This is a genomic window from Tyzzerella sp. An114 (genome assembly GCF_002161055.1).
Lineage (GTDB): Bacteria > Bacillota > Clostridia > Lachnospirales > Anaerotignaceae > Fimicola > Fimicola cottocaccae.
In genome coordinates this window covers 72,766-91,965 of record NZ_NFLT01000001.1, presented here as the reverse complement: position 1 = coordinate 91,965, position 19,200 = coordinate 72,766, and the positions used below count along the sequence as shown (strand labels likewise).

Here is a 19,200-nt window from a genome sequence, read left to right as displayed (position 1 = left end):
ACATATGTATGTAAAAGGCTTACATTGTCTTTGGGTCAAAAACCTATAAACTTTGGTAAAGTTTTATATAAAGGGTATGTATGTATACAAAAAACATAAAGAATTTTATATTATTTTGTATATCTTTGACTATTGCCTTTTTTTGTGAATGGGTGCATAATTGGTGTCACAAAGTAATAAATACAAAATACATTGACAAGGAAAAGTAGTATATATTTTTGTTTCAGAGAGCTATCGGTTAGTGAGAGATAGTACAATATGTATATGAAAAATCACCTTTGAGTATTCGGCTGAAGGCAATATGATTGCTGTGTAAGCTCTGAACGCATAACACCCGTTAAAGTGTTAGCCAATTATTTGGCAGTGAGTGGCTTTTTATATTTTTGGTATAAAAAGCAATCAGAGTGGTACCGCAGAGTTTTGCCTTTGTCTCTAATATTTTAGAACAAAGGTTTTTTTGTTTAATGGATTGTAAAAAATATAATAAACAGATTTGGGGGAATTAATTATGGTAAAAATGTACTATGATGCAGATTGTAATTTAGGATTATTAGAAGGAAAGAAAATAGCTGTTATTGGTTATGGTAGCCAGGGACATGCTCATGCTAACAACCTTAAAGAAAGTGGAATGGACGTTGTTGTAGGTTTAAGAAGTACATCTGCAAGAGTTGCAGAAGCTAAAGCTGCTGGTCTTGAAGTTATGGAAGTTCCAGAAGCTGTTAAAGTAGCTGATGTTGTTATGATGCTTGTTCCAGACGAAAAAGCTGCTGATATCTACAAAGAATCAGTTGCTCCAAACCTTAAAGATGGTGCAATGCTTATGTTTGCTCACGGTTTTAATATCCATTACAATCAGATAGTACCACCAGCTACTGTTGACGTAACAATGTGTGCTCCTAAAGGACCTGGACATACTGTAAGAGAAACATATCAGGCTGGTATGGGTGTTCCTGCTCTTATCGCTGTATATCAGGACGCTTCAGGAAAAGCTAAAGATTATGCTCTTGCTTATGCTGCTGGTATCGGTGCTGCTCGTGCAGGTATCATTGAGACAACATTTAAAGAAGAAACAGAAACAGACCTTTTCGGTGAACAGGCTGTACTCTGTGGTGGTGTTTGTGCTCTTATGCAGGCTGGTTTCGAAACTCTTGTTGAAGCTGGATATGCTCCAGAAATGGCTTACTTTGAATGTTTCCATGAAATGAAACTTATCGTTGACCTTTGCAACAGAGGCGGTATGTCATTCATGAGATATTCTTGCTCTGATACAGCTGAATACGGTGACTACATCACAGGACCAAAGATTGTTACTGATGAAACAAGAAAAGCTATGAAAGGCGTTCTTAAAGACATTCAGGACGGTACATTCGCTGGTAACTGGATTGCTGAAAACCGTGCAAGTGGTAGAGCTCACTTCCTTGCTATGCGTCGTGTTGCTGCTGAACACCCAATCGAAAAAGTTGGTGCTAAACTTCGTAGCATGATGAGCTGGTTAAAGAAATAATTCATAATAGTTTGTTTAATATTGGTTTATAATAATTACAGGTATCTGATTTTTTTCAGATACCTGTTTTTTATGTATATTGTTCTATTAATTTTATGGGAGTATAATAAATAATAAAAAAGGTGATATTTTGTGATAAAGGGAATAGGTACTGACATTATAGAGATTAATAGAATTAAAAAAGCTATTGAGAGAGAAAGTTTTTTAATTAAATATTTTACAGAAAATGAGAGACGGCAGTTTTTAGATAAAAAAAATAGGGCTGAAACAATAGCTGGAGTGTTTTCTGCAAAAGAGTCTGTTGTCAAGGCTATGGGTACAGGTTTTTCAGGATTTAGTTCCTCTGATATAGAAATATTAAAAGACGAAAAGGGTAAGCCTTTTGTTAATGTTTTTAATAATGCTAAAGAAATATGTGACAAAAAGGGTATTGATGCTATTCATGTGTCAATAACCCATTGTAAAGATTATGCTCAAAGTTTCGCTGTTGCGGAGGGAGGTCTTTGATTTGAAAGTTACAACAGGGGCGGAAATGAGAAATATAGATAAAACAGCTATTGAAAAATATGGTATTCCCGGTATTGTTCTTATGGAGAATGCGGGAAGATGTGTTTTTGATGTTTGTGAAAATTATATTTCTAAAAGTGGTAAAAGTAATGTTTTAATAGTTGCAGGAAAAGGAAATAACGGTGGAGATGGCTTTGTAGTTGCAAGGCTTTTAAAAAATAAAGGATATAGTGTTTCTTTGATAGTTGTATCTGAGAAAAGTGATATAAAAGGAGACGCTCTTACAAATATTGAAATTGCCGAAAAAATTGGAATAGATATAAAAACATATAAACCTGAAATATTTGAAAAAGAGATTTTTAAATGTGATTTTATAGTTGATGCATTACTTGGAACAGGGTTAAAGGGTGAAGTTAGAGAGCCTTATAAAACTGTTATTGAAAGTATAAATAAAAGTGAAAAATATGTTATAAGTGTTGATATTCCTTCTGGTCTTGATAGTGATACAGGAGAAATTTTAGGTTCTTGTGTTGTTGCTGATGAGACTGTAACTTTGGCATTACCTAAAAGAGGTCTTTATTTGGAAAATTCATTTTTATATACGGGCAAACTTACTGTGGCTGATATTTCTATGCCTAGTATAATTTATGAAAATGATATGGATATAAAGGGAAATGTTTTGACTAAGGAAGAAGCCTTTGAAATTATGCCTAAACGAATTAAGAGAAGTAATAAGGGCACTTATGGTAGACTTTTTGTTGTGGCAGGTTCAAAGGGTATGACAGGAGCTTCATATCTTTGTTGTAAGAGTGCTTACAGAACCGGCTGTGGCGTTGTCCATTCTTGTATTGTTAATTCGGCTGTCAGTGTAATGCAAAGTATACTTCCTGAAGCTGTATATATACCTCTTGAAGATATGGGAGGATTTGTATATAAAGATAGCATTGATGATGTGGAGCATGAAATGTATAAGGCTTCAGCTTTTGTTATAGGTCCGGGACTTGGAGGTAGAAAACAAGTTTCAGAGTTTGTAAAACAGATACTTGTTGATATTGATGTTACAGCTGTTATAGATGCTGACGGTTTAAATGCCATTGCTGATGATACAGATATACTTAAAAAAATGAAAAAAATGCCTATAATAACTCCTCACCCTAAAGAAATGGAGAGACTTACAGGCATTCCTGTTAAAGATATTTTAAATAATACTGTTGATGTTGCTTTAGATTTTGCAAAAACACATAATTGTGTTGTTCTTTTAAAAGATTCAAGAACGGTTATTGCAAATCCTAAAGGAGAGTTTTATATTAATACAAGGGGCAGTTCTGCACTGGCAAAAGGTGGTTCGGGAGATGTTTTATCTGGAATAATAGGAAGCCTTGTGTCTCAAGGCTGTGACACCTTTGAAAGTGCTGTTTTAGGTGCTTATATACATGGCATAACAGGAGAAATTGCAGGTGAAAGATTTACAAACTATGGTAGTCTTTCGGGAGATTTTGCCGATATTATACCGGAAGCTTTGAAAAGCATATTAGAATAAATTACACTTTTTTTCAATATAATGTTTTAAACATATATTGAAAGGAAGTTTTTTATGAAGGTGTTTAAAAGTTTTATATTGATAGTTTTTTTAATTACTGTATTTTCAGGTTGCAGTATTAAAAAAGATGAAGTTTCAACAATGGAAAAAATACAAAATCAACTTAAAAATATGGAAAGCTATCAATGTACAGGAACACTCACAAGAATTTCAAACAAAAGCGAAAATGTATATGAAATAAAACAGTATTATAAAAGTACAGGAGAGTATAAATTAGAAATGTTAGCTCCTGAAGATGTAGCAGGAAATTATACTGTATATAATGGTGAGTCTGTTTTTCAGTATAATCCAAGAATACAGGGTAAAGTTATACAGGGAGTTCCTAAATCTCAAATGAGAAACGAGCTTTTTTTAGGCTGTTTTATAAAAAATTATTTTCAGTCTGAAGATGTGACCGTAGAGACGGGAAATATGGATATTCAAAAAAGTACAGTTCTTGAGGCGGTTATACCAGGAGAAAATAAATATACAGCCACAGAAAAATTATGGATTGATGAGGAAACTTTAAAACCTTTAAAACTTGTCATTTATGACACAGAGGGTAAAGAAAGATATATTATAGAATATAAGGATTTTGAATATAACATTGATATTGATGAAAATATTTTTAAAATACCTGAAGTTTAGGAGGAAGTAAAATGACAGAATACCAGAGAGTGACAGCAGAAATTGACCTTGATGCTGTTGCATATAACATAAGAAACATAAGAGAAAGAGTTAATAAAAATTCAAAAATAATGGGTATTGTAAAGGCTGACGCTTATGGTCATGGTGCTGTTGAAGTGTCAAAGGTGCTTTTATATAATGGTGCTGACTGGCTGGGAGTTGCCATGATTGATGAGGCTATACAGCTTAGACAGAATAATATTATGGTTCCTATACTCATACTTGGTTATACTCTTGAAACAAAAATTGATGATGTTGTGAGATATGATATTATACAGACTGTATTTTCTTATGATATGGCAAAACTTGTTTCTGATGCAGCTGTAAAACAGAATAAAATTGCTAAGATACATATAAAAGTTGATACAGGTATGGGAAGAATTGGTTTTATGCCTGATGAAAATATTGGTGAGGAGGTTTTAAAAATATCAAAACTTCCTAATATAGAGATTAATGGTATATTTACTCATTTCTCAACATCTGATGAGACTGATAAATCCTTTACAAGACTTCAAATTGAAAGATTTAAGTATGCAATAGATGAAATTGAAAAAAGGGGAATAAATCTTCCTGTTAAACACTGTGCTAATAGTGCGGCCATAATGGATTTGGAGGATTTAGGCTTTAATATGGTTCGTGCCGGTGTAATACTTTATGGAATGTATCCTTCTGATGATGTTAAAAAAGAGAATTTAAGCCTTAAACCTGTTATGAGCATAAAAACTCATATCAGTTATGTTAAAAATGTAGGTGTTGGTGTTCCTTTAAGCTATGGAAGAACATACTATACAGATAAAGAAAGTGTTATTGCAACTGTGCCTGTTGGATATGCTGATGGATATATTAGAAGAATGCAAAAGGGCGGTAGAGTTATAGTTAATGGTCATTATGCTCCTATTGTAGGTAGGGTTTGTATGGATCAGTTTATGATTGATGTCACAGACATTCCAGATGTTAAACCGGGAGATGATGTTATACTTATGGGTTCTGACGGAAATATATCAATAACTGCTGATGAAATTGCTAAGGTACTTGATACAATAAACTATGAAGTTGTGTGTATGATAGGAAAAAGAGTGCCTAGAGAGTACATAAAAAATAATAAGACAATAAAAACTGTAAATTTTATTTAAAACTGTATTAAAAATAAGGCTAAAGGCAATAATAAAAATATAACTTTGGTCTGTGAAACAGTTTTATGGATATTACATATTAATTTAAAAAAAGAGTAATCCTTATATAGTGTTTTTATTTGTTTCACATTGACTGTAAAATAATTTTACGGAGTGTGAATATTGTGATTGTACGACGAGGAGATATATATTATGCTGATTTAAGTCCTGTTGTGGGAAGTGAACAGGGAGGTGTTAGACCTGTTTTAATAGTGCAAAATGATGTTGGAAATAAATATAGTCCAACTGTTATATGTGCCGCTGTAACTTCTCAGATAAATAAGGCTAAACTTCCTACTCATATAGAGATAGAAGCCTCAAAATATAGACTTGTGAAAGACTCTGTTATACTTCTTGAACAGATAAGAACAATAGACAAAAAAAGATTGAGAGAGAAAGTTTGTCAATTAGATATGCCTATTATGAGAAAAGTTGACACAGCTCTTATGACAAGTTTGGGATTATTTAAGTAAAGTTATAGGGAGACGGATTTTTTTCCGTTTCCCTTTGTTTTGTTAAAATATAGAGGAGGAAAAATAATTGCAAGAGCTTTTTTTGATAGGTGAAATATCTAAACTCTTTAATATAAATGTTAGAACCCTTAGATATTATGATGATATAGGACTTTTAAAACCTGAGTATGTTAATCCTGAAAGCGGTTACAGATACTATTCTGTAAATCAATTTGAACTTTTAAATACAATAAAATATCTTCGCACTCTTGATGTGCCTATTCCAAAAATAAAATATTTCATTGAAAATAGAGATACAGACAATATAATAAATATTTTTAATATGCACAAAAAAGAGATTGAAGGAAAAAGAAAGAAACTTGAGATTATTGAAAGAAAAATAAATAAAAGACTTGAACAGATAAATGATGCTGTAAATACAAAGTATGGTATTATAGAGGAAAAATATATACATGAGAGAAATGTGGCTATTTTAAGAAAAAATATTCCTATAAATGAAAATCTTGAATATAAAATAAGGGAGCTTGAAATAGAAAATAACCTTGATGCTGTAATGTTTTTGGGAAAGGTTGGTGTTTCTATTTCTGAGGAGAATATAAAGAAAGGTTCTTTTAAAACTTTTTCATCAATATTCGTTATACTTGAAGATGAATATATAAGCAGTGATAAAATGAGAACAATACCTTCGGGAAATTATGTGACAGTGAGATTTAAAGGAACTCACAGTGAGGCTGAAAATTATTATAGGGACGTTGTAAAATACATATATAATAAGGGATATAATATAAATGGAAATTCGGTTGAGATAACTTTAATAGATTATGGAATGACGAATGATAGAGATAAGTTTGTAACAGAAATACAGATACCCTATTTATAATTATAGTATTTTTAAAAATACTTGACTCTCCAATTACTGGAGGGTTTATTTTTTTGTTATAAAATATTAGGGGGGATTAAATTGACAGATGAAAAAGACCTTACCAGTGGAAATATTGTAAAAACTGTTATAACTTTTGCAATACCTTTTTTGTTGGCAAATATTATACAAGCATTATATGGAGCTGTTGACCTTATGGTTATAGGAAAATATTGTACTCCTGATAGTGTCTCGGCTGTGTCAACAGGAACTCAGGTTACACAGATTATAACAAGTATAATATCTGGTTTGACATTGGGAGGAACTGTTATTGTAGGAAGATATGCAGGAATGAAAAGGGAGGAGGATATAAAAACAACAATAGGAACAAATCTTACAATATTTTTTATTGTAGGTATAATACTTACTGTGGTTATGCTTGTGTTTGTTGACAATATACTTACACTTCTTCAAACTCCAAAAAGTGCTTTTGATGAGGCTAAGGAGTATGTTTCTGTATGTGCCTGTGGAATTATTTTTATATGTGGGTATAATGCTATAAGTGCTATATTGAGAGGTTATGGCGACTCTAAAAGTCCCCTTGTTTTTGTTTTTATAGCCGGATGTATAAATATTTTTGGGGATATTTTGCTTGTTAAATATTTTAATATGGGTGTTAAGGGAACAGCTTTAGCAACTATATTTTCACAGGGAATAAGCATGGTTTTTGCTATTATATATCTTAAAAATAAAAATTTTATATTTGATTTTAAACTTTCAAATTTTAAAATTTCAAAGGATAAATTAAAATCTTTAGCATGGGTTGGTATACCTGTATCCTTTCAAGAGTGTATGGTTAGACTTTCATTTCTATATTTGACATCTGTAACAAACAGTTTAGGAGTTAATGCTTCATCAGCTGTTGGAATAGCCAGCAAATATGATGTTTTTGCAATGCTTCCTGCTACATCTGTTGCTTCTGCTTTATCTGCTATTGTAGCCCAAAATTATGGAGCTGAAAAATATGACAGAATGACAAAATCATTATTTATAGGAATTTTGGCGGCTTTACCATTTTCATTGGCTTTTTTCGGTTGGGCTCAAATTTCACCGGAAAGTATGATAGGAATTTTTTCTAAAGATGAAAATATAATATCCGTTGGTATTCCATTTTTTAAGACTTGTAGTTTTGACTATATATGTGTTTTGTTTGTGTTCTGTATGAATGGATATTTGAACGGAAGGTCAAAAACTATATTTACAATGATAAGTTGTTGTTTTGGTGCTTTGGCTTTGAGAATGCCTCTTATATATATTGTGTGTAAATATTTTCCGGAAAATTTAGGTGTAATAGGCACTGTTGCTCCTTCTGTGTCATTTATAATGGCTGTATATACATTAGTTTATGTATTATATTTGGCAAAAAATGATAAAAAAATAAAACTTTGAAACTTTTTGCAATAAAAGAGCGTCAATTATTTGACGCTCTTTTATTTTAAGTGATTTTTTATTGTTCATCAAAAAGTTTATAATATGCCCAACCTTTAAGAAGGTTTACATCTTCCGTTTCTTTTTCGGGAAGTTTTTCTGTTATTTCACCCTTGTTGTTTACATAGAAATATTCTGTCACAACAGGAACTTCCTCCATAAGATTATTTGAAAATTGCCATAAAGGATAGAGGCTATCATAACCCATAAGTTCCATTACAAGAGAACCTAAATAATTTGAACTTATAGTCATATCACTAGGAAGATTTAATGTTTTTTCTACTTCTTTGATATTTGTAATTTCTTTTGCACTGTCATTTTCCCATATGAGGAAAGGAGTTTTATAAGCATTAAGATATTCTTCTTTTGTTCCGTTAAGGTTTATATCATATTCAAGAGCTTCAAAATTTTCAGTACCATTTGAAAATCCTGGAAGATGGTCACCGAAATATACAATTACAACAGGCTCATCACTGTCTTCAAAATAATCTGTAAGACGTCCAAGCTCTTTGTCGGCATCTTTTACGCCCTCAAAATAGTTGCCCATTATACTTGTTTGGTGGTCTGTAAGTTCCATATCTGTGTTAAAGTTTCTACCGTCAAAACCATATTTTTCTTCATAAGGACCATGGTTTTGTATTGTTACACAGAATGTAAAAAGAGGATTGTCACTGTTTTCAATGTGTTCCTCAAAATTTTCTATTATTTTGTCTGTTGCGGCTTCATCACTTATATACATTCCTTTATTTTGAGTTACAGGTTCAAAATTATCTTCAAGGAATATTGATTTGTCAAAACCGAAATAATTATAAACATTATAACGATTGTAAAACCAAGAATACCCCGGATGAATTGCTACACTGTCATAGCCTATTGTATCAAGTATAGAAGGCATAGCATCAAAATCTTTTCTTACAAAACTATATGAAGAAAGAGGGTTGTCTATAAATCTTGTGGAACAAGCTGTAAAAACGTCAAACTCTGTGTCGGATGTTCCTCCACCAAAGTTTGGTACAACTATGTGACCACTTACAGCATTGTCACTTTTTGAAAGTTCTTTAAAGTTTTTTAAAGGGTCTCTGTAACCTTTAAAATCTATGTTTTCATTTTCTGAGAGGTCAGAGAAAGCTTCACCCATAATCATTATTATATGAGGTTTTTCTTTTGTTTTTAATGAATTTGGAATTTTTGTTTCCTTTTCCATTTTTTCATATACAGTTTTGTCATAACCAACAGGTTTTTGGACACTTAAAGTATGTATATCATGGATAAAACTATAAAGGAAACCTTTTGACTCATAGTGATTTACTTTAAAATAGTAATTTCCTTCTATTTCAAAGGAGTCATAATATGATGAACTTGCATAAACAGAAAAATGTATACACATCATTATTGCAAGGGTTGAGGCAAAACAAGTAAAACGCAGTGTATTATTCATCTTTTTGCCTTTAAAAAGTATTATGGATATTAATATTAGAACTACAAAAACAATAATAGCGGTTATTGCAGTTTTTATATAGCTTTCGTCAAAACTTGTGAATATGGCTTTTACTTCATTTATAAGAGTTATGTCAGAAGGAATAAAAGGGTCCTGACGCATTTGTATTTTTACATTGTTAACAACGGCCATAAGTGAAAATATGCCGGAACATATAAATACACTTAAAAGAGCATTATTAAAAAGAAAATATAAAAGTATCATGCATAGTGGAATTGGTATGTAATTTAACCATATAAGAGCAGGATATTTTTCTGTCATAGCAAAAAATTCTTTTGTATTTTCCGGTGCAACATTAATCATAAAATATGCTGTTCCGATTGAAAATACTATTATAAGTAAAATTGATGATATTATACCAAGTTGTATTTTTTGTTTTAAAAAAGTTTTCATCTCTACCTCCTGAAAAATACTAATCCGATTAAATATGTTATAACTTTTTTAAGGCAATGTAAAGAAATATACGCAAATTTATTAATAATTGTTAACTTTGATTAAAAAACTTTTGTTTTTGTATTTATAAAATCTTAAGAAGTTTGTTTATTGTAAAAAAATGTAGTATTTGATATAATAATCAGAGCCATGTTTTGGTTTATAATGTAAAAAAATGTAATATTTTTGGGAGTTGGTTTGGTGGAAGGAAGAAGAATGAAAAACAGAAAGGAAAAAAAGGCTAAAAGTTTTAAATTTATAGCCCTTTTAGTTCTGTTGATTGTATGTGTTTTTGGAGGGACAAGTGTATTTTTTGCTATGAATGGCAAAATTAAAATTGGAAATAAAAATAATCAGCAAAATAATAATGAAGTTGTAAATACACAGCCTGAAGAAAATACAGATGAAATTGTTGAAAATATAGAAGATGAAACTCAAAAAGGAGATACAAAAATAAATGTTCTTGTTATGGGAACTGACAAAGTAGGACTTCATTCAGATGTTGACTTTGTTGTATCCTTTGACACTGAAACAAAGAAAATGAGTTTATTATCTATTCCAAGAGATACAAAAGTTGTAATGACAGATGAAATGATACAAAGTCTTTTAGATAGGGACAGAGAACAATTTATACCTAATGCTAAAGGAGTTAGGGGACAGTGTAAATTGACTGAAGTTTATGCTTATGCTGGTGATGGTTACAGAGACCAGTTTGTTAAAATGGCTATTGAGGACCTTTTGGGTATAGAAATTGACCATTATGTGACTGTTGACCTTCAAGGATTTAAAAATATTGTTGACGCTTTTGGTGGTGTGGATATGGTTGTTCAAGAAAGACTTTATTATTCAGACCCAGCTCAGGATTTGTATATAGACCTTTATCCTGGTTATCAGCATCTTGACGGCGATAAAGCAGAACAGCTTGTAAGATATAGAGACGGTTATATACAGAAGGATATTAAGAGAATACAGGTTCAACAGGATTTTCTTTCAGAATTTCTTAAAAAAGTTACAAGTACAGATAATATAATTAAAAATTTACCTGAAATTATAACAACTGCCATAAAATATACAAAAACAGATATATCTATTACAGATGCCATAAAATATTCAAAATATATAAGTGATATTGATATGGAGAATGTAACTATGGAAACAATTCCAGGAGAGGGAGGTTCTTATTATACTCCTGATATGGAAGCTGTAAAAGAAATTGTTGACAGAATTTTCTATGATATTATACCAGAAAGTGAAACAGCTCAAGAAGAAACAGGTGAATTATCAGAGGTTTCTGACAGTAAAAATCTTAATATTGAAGTTGCTAACGGTACAATGACAAATGGTATGGCTGGTAAAAAGCGTGATATGCTTGAAAAAGAAGGTTATACTGTTTCAGGAATATCAACATATAAAGGACAGAAACAGGAAGCAACAAGAATAGTTGTAAAAGAAGAAGGTCAAGGAAATGACCTTGTTAAATATTTTGTTAATGCAAATGTTGAAGTTGATAGTGAGCTTGTTGGAGATGGCTGTGATATAAAAATAATTGTAGGGTATAGTGAAAATTAATGTTTTTAGGGGGGTTGTCTCATGAGCAGAGTTGATAGAAGAAAAAATAAAGGCAATAGTCGTTTGCCATTAAAAATTTTAATATTTGTAGTTATTATAGCGGTTGTAGCTGCTGTTGTTGTGGTAGTTTTTAATTTTCTTTCAAAAAAAACTGATGATAATGTAGTTTCTGTTTCTGGAAGTAGAAATACAGCATTTTTTGTGTATGATAAAAATGATAATTCTGTTGACGGTATAGCTTTAATACATACAGATGACAGTTCCAAAAAAATTTCAATGATGTCTATGCCTAAAAATACTATGGTTACTGTGTCTGAAAATATTAGTGATATGATTGACTCTAGTAGAGTTGAAATTAATCAAGATATTAAAATTAGAGACCTTAAATCTTATTCAAAAGATGGGGCTTTTAATGCTACTGTTGCAGAGCTTGAAAATATGTTTGGAGTTAAAATTGACGGATATATTGCTGTAAATATTGAGGGAATTGAAAAAGTTGTTGAGAGTTTAGGCGGTATTGATTTTTATACAGAAAAAGATATTTATGTTGATATGGGAATGGAAGACGGAGTTCTTGATATAGAAGCAGGAGAACACCATATTGACGGAAAAACAGCCGGTCAACTTATGAAATATGATGGAAGTGACTATGGTATAGTTGTTCAAGAAGTTATTTTCAAAAATATACTTGCCAGTGTAAAAGAAGATAAATTATCTAAAGAAAATATAATTTCAGAAAAATATGTAAATACAAATATGGACAGACAGGAAGCTTTGGGATATATTGAATATATGAAGAAATTTGAAGTCAAAGAAATTTCATTTGTAATGGTTCCTGGTGTATATGAAGAAAGAAATGGAACATTATACTATGTATATAATGCTGAAGGCGTAACTCAAATGGTTGACAAATATATACATGGCAAAATTGATGATACAGCTTCTGCGGACAGTAAAAGTCTTAGAATAGAAGTTTCTAATGGCGGTATAACAGACGGTTTGGCGGCAAAGACAAGAGATATGCTTATAGGACTTGGCTATAATGTTACAGGCATTTCTAACTATGAAGGATATAAACAGGAAGCAACAAGAATAGTTGTTAAACAGGAAGGACAAGGAAGCGACCTTGTGCAGTATTTTGATGGAGCTTATGTTGAACTTGACACAAATAATATTGTATCTGATGAATATGACATTAAAATAATATTAGGGCTTGATGAAAAATAACTTTTGGGAGATACATTAATATGCGTTCAGATAAAAAAGAAAAAAATGTAGCCCCTCGAAGAGGTGGTAACAGAAAAAAAAGACAAGTTAAAAAAAAGAAAAAAAGACTTTTTAGAATGTTTTTTGTTTTCCTTATATTGTTTGTAGCTGTTATATGGGGAGCTGATTTTGTTTATAGTAAATTTGGCGGTGGATTAAACCAAAATAAACAACAGTCTGAAAATTCAGAAAATACAGATGATAATACAAAAAGAGAAAAACTTGAGCTTAATGTAGCCATATTTGGTGTGGATAAAGATGAAACAAGAACTGATGTTATTTTTGTTGTTCATTTTGATAGTGAGCTTAAGAAAATTTCATTGCTTTCTGTGCCGAGAGATACAAAGGTTGATATAGCACCGGAAGTTAAAGAAATATATGATGAAAATGATAGATATTATCAATCACCTACAAAAATAAATGCTGTTCATGCTTATGGTGGCAAAAATGGTGTTGAGTGTGCAATTTTACAGCTTGAAGATTTGCTTGGAGTTGAGATAGACCACTATGTAAAATTTGATATGGACTCTGTTGTAGAGTTTGTTGACGCTTTTGGCGGTGTTGATTTTTATGTTCCAATGGATATGTATTGGGATATGCGTGACACAGGTGATATTCTTATTGACCTTGATGAAGGTATGCAGCATATAGATGGTGAAAAAGCTTTACAGTTATTAAGATTTAGACACGGCTATGCACAGCAGGATATAGAAAGAATACAGACACAACAAAACTTTATGAATGCACTTTTTGAAAAAGTTACAAACACAGAGAATATAATGAAAAATCTTCCTAATATACTCATGACTACTATAAAATATGTCAAAACAGATATAGGTGTATCAGATGCAATAAAATATTCAAAGTATATAAATGAAGTTGCTGAAAGTAAAGTTACAATGGATACTGTTCCTGGAGTAGGGGAGCCAGTATATTATATATTGGATGAGGAAGGACTTAAGGAAACTATTGACAAGGTATTCTATAATAAAATGCCTGAAGGTGAAGAAGAAGTTGAAAAAGCTCCTTATGAAAGTAGTTTTTTGAAAATTGAAATAGCTAATGGTGGAACAACAACTGGTCTTGCTGGTGAAAAAAAAGATATGCTTACAGAACTGGGGTATAATGTTGTGGCAATATCTACATACAATGGTGATAAAACAAATAATACACGAATTGTTGTAAGAGAAGAGGGAGTTGGTGAAGACCTTCTTAAATACTTTGATAATGCCCAACTAGTAGTTGATGACAGCCTTATAGGCAACGAGTATGATGTTAAAATAATACTTGGTCTTGATGAAAAATAATATTTACAGGAGTGTTTGTATATGCATGATGATAGAGATGAATATGTCAAAAGAAAAAAGAAAACTAAAAAAAGAAGAAAAAGAAGTCCTATAAGAACTTTTTTCAAAATAGTAATAAGTATGGTTCTTGCTTTTGTTGTTATGGCTTCTGCGGCTGTTTTTGCTTACACAAAACTTACAGGAAATTCTGTTGAGAGCACATCAAATAATAGCTTTATAGACTCTATACTTGGAAAAGGTATAAAACTTAATGTAGCTGTATTTGGTGTTGATAAAGATGAAACAAGAACTGATGTTATGTTTGTTGTTCATTTTGACAGTAAGAAAAAAGAGTTAGGTCTTTTATCAATACCACGTGATACAAGGGTTGATATTTGTGATGAAGTTAAAGAGATATATGAACAAAATGACAGATATTATCAGACACCTACAAAAATAAATGCTGTTCATGCTTATGGTGGTGATAAAGGTGCTGAATGTGCTGTATTACAGCTTGAAGACCTTTTGGGAATAAATATTGACCATTATGTTAAAGTAAATATTGACGGCTTTGGAGAGATTGTTGACGCTATCGGCGGTATAGATTTCTATGTTCCACAGGATATGTATTGGGATATGCGTGACACAGGTGATATTCTTATTGACCTTAAGGAAGGTCAGCAAGTTCTTGACGGTGACAAAGCTATACAGCTTGTTCGTTTTAGAAGATATGCAGAAGGTGACGTTGCCCGTGTTCAGGTTCAGCAGGATTTCTTAAAAGAAGCGGCTAAACAGATTTTAAGCACAGAAAATATAATGAGCAATATTGACACTTATATAAAAACATTCTTTAAATATGTTAAGACAGATATAAATATTGTCGATGCTATTAAATATTCCGGATATATTGATGATATAGACATGGAAAATGCAGTTTTTGAGACACTTCCGGGACAAGGTCAATATGTAGGTGGAGTTTCCTACTATGTGTATGACCCAGAAGCAACTCAAGAAATTGTTGATAAAATGTTCTATGGAAAAGGTGATGAAACCCTTGAAGATGGAACGATTTCAAGTAAAGATAAAAAAATTGAAGTGGCAAACGGTGGAGATGTAAACGGTCTTGCTGGAAGAAAAAGTGAAGAACTTCAAGCTGATGGATTTACTGTAAATTCCACTACAACATATAAAGGCGAGAGAACTGAATATACAAGAATAGTTGTTCCTAAAGAAAATATGGGTGAAGACCTCAAAAAATATTTCTCTGATGCTAGAGTTGTTGTTGATGAGTCTTTAATAAGTGAAGGCAATGATATAACAATAATAATAGGAACAGAACAAGAATAAATTTTAATTAAAAGAGGCATTATATGCCTCTTTTTTACAATTTTATTAAAAATCTTAATTTATTAATAAATTACATTGTTTTTGTGGTAAAATGAGACAGTGATTAAATCTTTCGGAGGTAATTTTTATGGGTAAGAAAAATATTGCGGCTGTTGCTGTGACAGCAGCTCTTATATGCGGTACATTATATTCTGTTAATGCGGCAAATGCTGAGCCGGGTTCTAGTGCTGACCCTGTTGTTACAAAAAGCTATGTTGATGAAAAAATAAGCGAGCTTATGGGAGTATTCAATAATTCCGGAAATGGCAACACAACAGGAACAAACGGAGGAACTATTTCGTCTGCTGATAAGGAAGAAATAGTAAATAGCGTTATGGAACAGCTTTCAGGACTTTCTGGAGGCACAGATTCTTCCACATATAAACCTGTAAGTGCTATAAAGGGGCAAGTTATTATAGGCGGAGAAGGAAGTGAGATTATACTTAGAAGTGGTCAGGCTGTGGGATATTGCACTGGTACTGACGGCATTGTAAACGCAACAAAAGGCACAGAGGTTTTTAATGATACAAATATAGAAAAAAATAATCTCCTCATTGTACCAAGAAATGATGGCAGGGGCGTGAGAGTTACAACAGAGGAGGCTTGGTTCATTATCAAGGGAAGTTATCAGATTGTAGACCTTGATGTTTGAAACACATTAGGAGAGGAATGACAATATGAAATACAGACTTAAAAAAATTGCTGCACTTTTAATATCTGCCTGCATTTTATGTACATCTGTAAATGTATTTGGTGCAACAAAACTTTATGATAGTGTTACTCGTGAAATTGTAGCTAGTGGTGTTACATATGAACATAATCAGCGTCTTAATGCTGAAGGTTGGCAAGACATACATGTTTTAACAATAGACCTTAATTCACCAAATATTGAGCTTGCACCTGTTGAGTCATCAGGTGAGATTGGTAAAAAAGACACTGTTTTAAAAATGCTTAATGATAGTGGTGCTGTTGCTGGTGTAAACTCAGATTTCTTTGGTATGGCTGGAACTCATTCAGCTTCTTTCGGTCTTACTATGGATAATGGAGAACTTTTATCTGTTGGTACAGATAAAAATATATCTGCTCATGAGTATGCTACATTTTTTATAGACAATAGTGGAAATCCTTTTATAGATTTCTTTCATGCAGATATACACTTTAAAACAGGTCCTATTGACCTTGAACTTGCTTCTGTAAATAAAATTACAGAAATGAAGTATCCTATATATTTTGATAGCCATGGTGGAAGCACTACACAGGCTCTTGATGCTCGTTTCCCTAATCTTGTAAAAGTTGTTGTTCAAAATAATACAATAACAAAAATATCATCAAAGGGCGAGATTGTCACTGTACCTGAAGACGGATACCTTATAATTATGAATGGTGATTATTATGACGGTATTGCAACAGGTTTTGCTGTTGGTCAGTATGCAACAACAGAGTTTAAAACTACTCTTGACTTAAACAATATTGATACAGCTATGAGTGGCGGTGGAAAGCTTTTAACAAATGGTCAGATTGCAAGAAATGACGGTGTTGTTATATCTGGTAGACAGCCAAGAACTGCTCTTGGTATTTCACAGGATAAAACAAAACTTATACTTATGGTTGTTGATGGTAGAGGTTCCAGTATAGGTGCTACTCATGATGAGCTTGCTTGGCTTATGAAAGAGTATGGTGCTTATGAAGCTATGCACCTTGACGGTGGCGGTTCTTCAACAATGGTTGCAAATACTATAAATGACACTCAGAATGAAGTTAAAAATACTGTTTCTGATGGTGCTGAGAGAAAAGTAATGACATCTATTGGTGTATTTAATACAGGAACTATGGGAACTCCTGTGGAGCTTTCTGTGAGACCTAATACAGAGAGAGCTTTTGTTGGAACTCCTATAAGTTTTGATTTTGTGGCTTATGATAGTGTTTATCATAAACAGACTGTCGATGCATCACAGGTTCAGTTATCTGTTCCAGAAGGGACTGCTACTGTGAATGGTTCAACTGTTACACCTCTTATTGACGGTGCTATTCCTGTGACAGCTACTTGGAACGGTCTTACAAAGTCAACTGTAATTTATGGTATGACACCAGCTTCTATAAAGGCTAATACAAATTCAATAGCTCTTTCTGTGGGAGAGAGTAGTACAATAACTGTAAGTGGTGTAAGTACAGAAGGTTATACAGGTACAATTTCAGGCGGTGTTACATATGAACTTTCAAATCCTGCTTTGGGTACTCTTGTAAATGGTGTGTTTACTGCTCAGAGTGAAGGTGCTGGATATATTAAATGTACATATAACAATGCTTCAACATATATAGCTGTTTCTGTTGGTGGTACAGAAGTTCCTGTGTCGTCTTTTGAAAACAGTCCGGCTCTTTCCTTTAGCTCATATCCTTCAGAGCTTATAAAAGGCTTTGCCGGTCTTTCAAATGCATTTTATAGCGACGGAGCAACATCACTTTTATTAAATTATACATTCTCACAGAGTACAGTTACACAGGCAGCTTATATGGACTTTGTAACTCCTGTTACTATACCGGGACAACCTTCAAAAATTAAAATGTCTGTCTATGGCAATAATTCCGGTCATTGGCTTAGAGGTAAAATAAAAGATGCTGCCGGAAATGAGTATGTTGTAGACTTTACAAAGAATATAAATTGGAACGGTTGGTCAGATGTTACAGCCGATATTCCTAAGGGTGCTGTTTATCCTGTAAGCCTTCAGACAATATATGTTGCTGCTTTATCAAATACAAATACTGCAACAACTCAGCTTTGTTTTGATAATCTTAGAGCTGTTGTTCCTAATACAGTTTCAAATATGCCACAGGATACAGGAATTGCAGATAAATTCAGTGGCGACACAACATATGTTGCTGATGGTTCATATTACATAACAATGACAGGAAATGTCACTGCTCCAGCTGATAAGAGAGGTTCTGATTATACAACTGCAAGAGTGAATGTTAATAATAATATTCAGAGCGGTTCTAATCTTGCTGTTTATGCCGGTTCTGACGATGTAGCATTACAGAATAGTGTTGAGACTATAAAGAGAAGTCAAGGCGGTTATGCTGTATATGATAAAAATGGTGTCACACTTATAAGACTTCAGGCTGCAAACGGAACTTTATCAAACACAAATTCTTCTCAGTGGACATCTTTTAAAACTTCAGCGATTTCAAGCAATGACAAAAATGTTATATTCATGCTTGATAGAGCTCCTAGTCTCTTTACTGATGCAAGAGAAAAAGAGCTTTTTGAGGAAGTTTTACAGGATATAAAAAATAGTGGAAAGAATGTATTTGTTGTGTATACAGGAACTAGCACTGCTGTTTCTGAAATAAGTGAAGGAATAAGATATCTTGGTCTTCCTGACCTTTGGAATAGCAATGGAACTTATAATCAGAATTACAAAATGCTCAGATTTAAAGTTAGTGGAGATAATATTGTTTATGAGTTTAAATAAAATATTGTAAATTTATATACATTG

At 32.4% G+C, this 19,200-nt stretch carries 15 protein-coding genes and 1 other annotated feature; of the genes, 14 read left to right on the top strand and 1 reads right to left on the bottom strand.

What is annotated here, in order from left to right; all coding sequences use genetic code 11:
• The first annotated feature begins 183 nt into the window (after positions 1-183).
• Positions 184-437: a binding site (T-box leader), on the top strand.
• Between the two features lie 71 nt (positions 438-508).
• The 8 genes from ilvC (at position 509) to B5E58_RS00380 (ending at position 8,230) form a co-directional block, all read left to right on the top strand.
• Positions 509-1,504 carry a ketol-acid reductoisomerase gene (ilvC, locus tag B5E58_RS00415; RefSeq protein ID WP_088107703.1) on the top strand — a complete coding sequence of 332 codons (996 nt, stop codon included), beginning with the start codon at positions 509-511 and terminating at the stop codon, positions 1,502-1,504.
• A gap of 132 nt (positions 1,505-1,636) precedes the next feature.
• Complete coding sequence (gene acpS, locus B5E58_RS00410; RefSeq protein ID WP_088107702.1) at positions 1,637-2,011, top strand: holo-ACP synthase; 375 nt, start codon at positions 1,637-1,639, stop codon at positions 2,009-2,011.
• Between the two features lies 1 nt (position 2,012).
• Positions 2,013-3,551: an NAD(P)H-hydrate dehydratase gene (locus tag B5E58_RS00405; RefSeq protein WP_158097624.1), complete on the top strand. Its 1,539-nt coding sequence runs from the start codon at positions 2,013-2,015 to the stop codon at positions 3,549-3,551.
• 54 nt (positions 3,552-3,605) lie between these two features.
• Complete coding sequence (locus B5E58_RS00400; protein WP_088107700.1) at positions 3,606-4,238, top strand: LolA family protein; 633 nt, start codon at positions 3,606-3,608, stop codon at positions 4,236-4,238.
• Between the two features lie 11 nt (positions 4,239-4,249).
• Positions 4,250-5,410, top strand: a complete 1,161-nt coding sequence (alr, locus tag B5E58_RS00395; protein ID WP_088107699.1) for an alanine racemase — start codon at positions 4,250-4,252, stop codon at positions 5,408-5,410.
• 164 nt (positions 5,411-5,574) lie between these two features.
• On the top strand, positions 5,575-5,922 hold the full coding sequence (locus tag B5E58_RS00390; protein ID WP_088107698.1) for a type II toxin-antitoxin system PemK/MazF family toxin: 348 nt from the start codon (positions 5,575-5,577) through the stop codon (positions 5,920-5,922).
• 67 nt (positions 5,923-5,989) lie between these two features.
• Positions 5,990-6,802, top strand: a complete 813-nt coding sequence (locus tag B5E58_RS00385) for a MerR family transcriptional regulator (protein ID WP_088107697.1) — start codon at positions 5,990-5,992, stop codon at positions 6,800-6,802.
• Between the two features lie 81 nt (positions 6,803-6,883).
• Positions 6,884-8,230, top strand: a complete 1,347-nt coding sequence (locus B5E58_RS00380; protein ID WP_088107696.1) for an MATE family efflux transporter — start codon at positions 6,884-6,886, stop codon at positions 8,228-8,230.
• Positions 8,231-8,288: 58 nt separating this feature from the next.
• On the opposite strand, the gene B5E58_RS00375 is transcribed toward B5E58_RS00380, so the two are convergent.
• Positions 8,289-10,160 (bottom strand): LTA synthase family protein, encoded by a 1,872-nt coding sequence (locus tag B5E58_RS00375; protein ID WP_088107695.1) that lies wholly within the window; start codon positions 10,158-10,160, stop codon positions 8,289-8,291.
• A 255-nt stretch (positions 10,161-10,415) separates the two neighbouring features.
• Here B5E58_RS00375 and B5E58_RS00370 point away from each other — a divergent pair, with 255 nt between their 5' ends.
• The 6 genes from B5E58_RS00370 to B5E58_RS00345 all read left to right on the top strand — a co-directional run bounded on the left by B5E58_RS00370 (position 10,416) and on the right by B5E58_RS00345 (position 19,176).
• Positions 10,416-11,768, top strand: a complete 1,353-nt coding sequence (locus B5E58_RS00370; RefSeq protein WP_143597222.1) for an LCP family protein — start codon at positions 10,416-10,418, stop codon at positions 11,766-11,768.
• A 21-nt stretch (positions 11,769-11,789) separates the two neighbouring features.
• Entirely contained in the window at positions 11,790-12,995 is a 1,206-nt protein-coding gene (locus B5E58_RS00365; RefSeq protein ID WP_088107693.1) for an LCP family protein, read from the top strand.
• 20 nt (positions 12,996-13,015) lie between these two features.
• On the top strand, positions 13,016-14,341 hold the full coding sequence (locus B5E58_RS00360; RefSeq protein ID WP_088107692.1) for an LCP family protein: 1,326 nt from the start codon (positions 13,016-13,018) through the stop codon (positions 14,339-14,341).
• 21 nt (positions 14,342-14,362) lie between these two features.
• A complete protein-coding gene (locus B5E58_RS00355; RefSeq protein ID WP_088107691.1) occupies positions 14,363-15,667 on the top strand; it encodes an LCP family protein in 1,305 nt (434 codons plus the stop codon).
• Positions 15,668-15,794: 127 nt separating this feature from the next.
• On the top strand, positions 15,795-16,358 hold the full coding sequence (locus B5E58_RS00350; protein ID WP_088107690.1) for a hypothetical protein: 564 nt from the start codon (positions 15,795-15,797) through the stop codon (positions 16,356-16,358).
• A 25-nt stretch (positions 16,359-16,383) separates the two neighbouring features.
• Entirely contained in the window at positions 16,384-19,176 is a 2,793-nt protein-coding gene (locus tag B5E58_RS00345) for a phosphodiester glycosidase family protein (RefSeq protein WP_088107689.1), read from the top strand.
• The last annotated feature ends 24 nt before the right edge of the window (positions 19,177-19,200 follow it).

Bases quoted from the DNA above. Each gene is read 5' to 3' on its own strand.
- ilvC (WP_088107703.1), top strand. From the start codon at position 509: ATGGTAAAAATGTACTATGATGCAGATTGTAATTTAGGATTATTAGAA.
- B5E58_RS00400 (WP_088107700.1), top strand. From the start codon at position 3,606: ATGAAGGTGTTTAAAAGTTTTATATTGATAGTTTTTTTAATTACTGTA.
- alr (WP_088107699.1), top strand. From the start codon at position 4,250: ATGACAGAATACCAGAGAGTGACAGCAGAAATTGACCTTGATGCTGTT.
- B5E58_RS00375 (WP_088107695.1), bottom strand. From the start codon at position 10,160: ATGAAAACTTTTTTAAAACAAAAAATACAACTTGGTATAATATCATCA.
- B5E58_RS00370 (WP_143597222.1), top strand. From the start codon at position 10,416: ATGAAAAACAGAAAGGAAAAAAAGGCTAAAAGTTTTAAATTTATAGCC.
- B5E58_RS00365 (WP_088107693.1), top strand. From the start codon at position 11,790: ATGAGCAGAGTTGATAGAAGAAAAAATAAAGGCAATAGTCGTTTGCCA.
- B5E58_RS00360 (WP_088107692.1), top strand. From the start codon at position 13,016: ATGCGTTCAGATAAAAAAGAAAAAAATGTAGCCCCTCGAAGAGGTGGT.
- B5E58_RS00355 (WP_088107691.1), top strand. From the start codon at position 14,363: ATGCATGATGATAGAGATGAATATGTCAAAAGAAAAAAGAAAACTAAA.
- B5E58_RS00350 (WP_088107690.1), top strand. From the start codon at position 15,795: ATGGGTAAGAAAAATATTGCGGCTGTTGCTGTGACAGCAGCTCTTATA.
- B5E58_RS00345 (WP_088107689.1), top strand. From the start codon at position 16,384: ATGAAATACAGACTTAAAAAAATTGCTGCACTTTTAATATCTGCCTGC.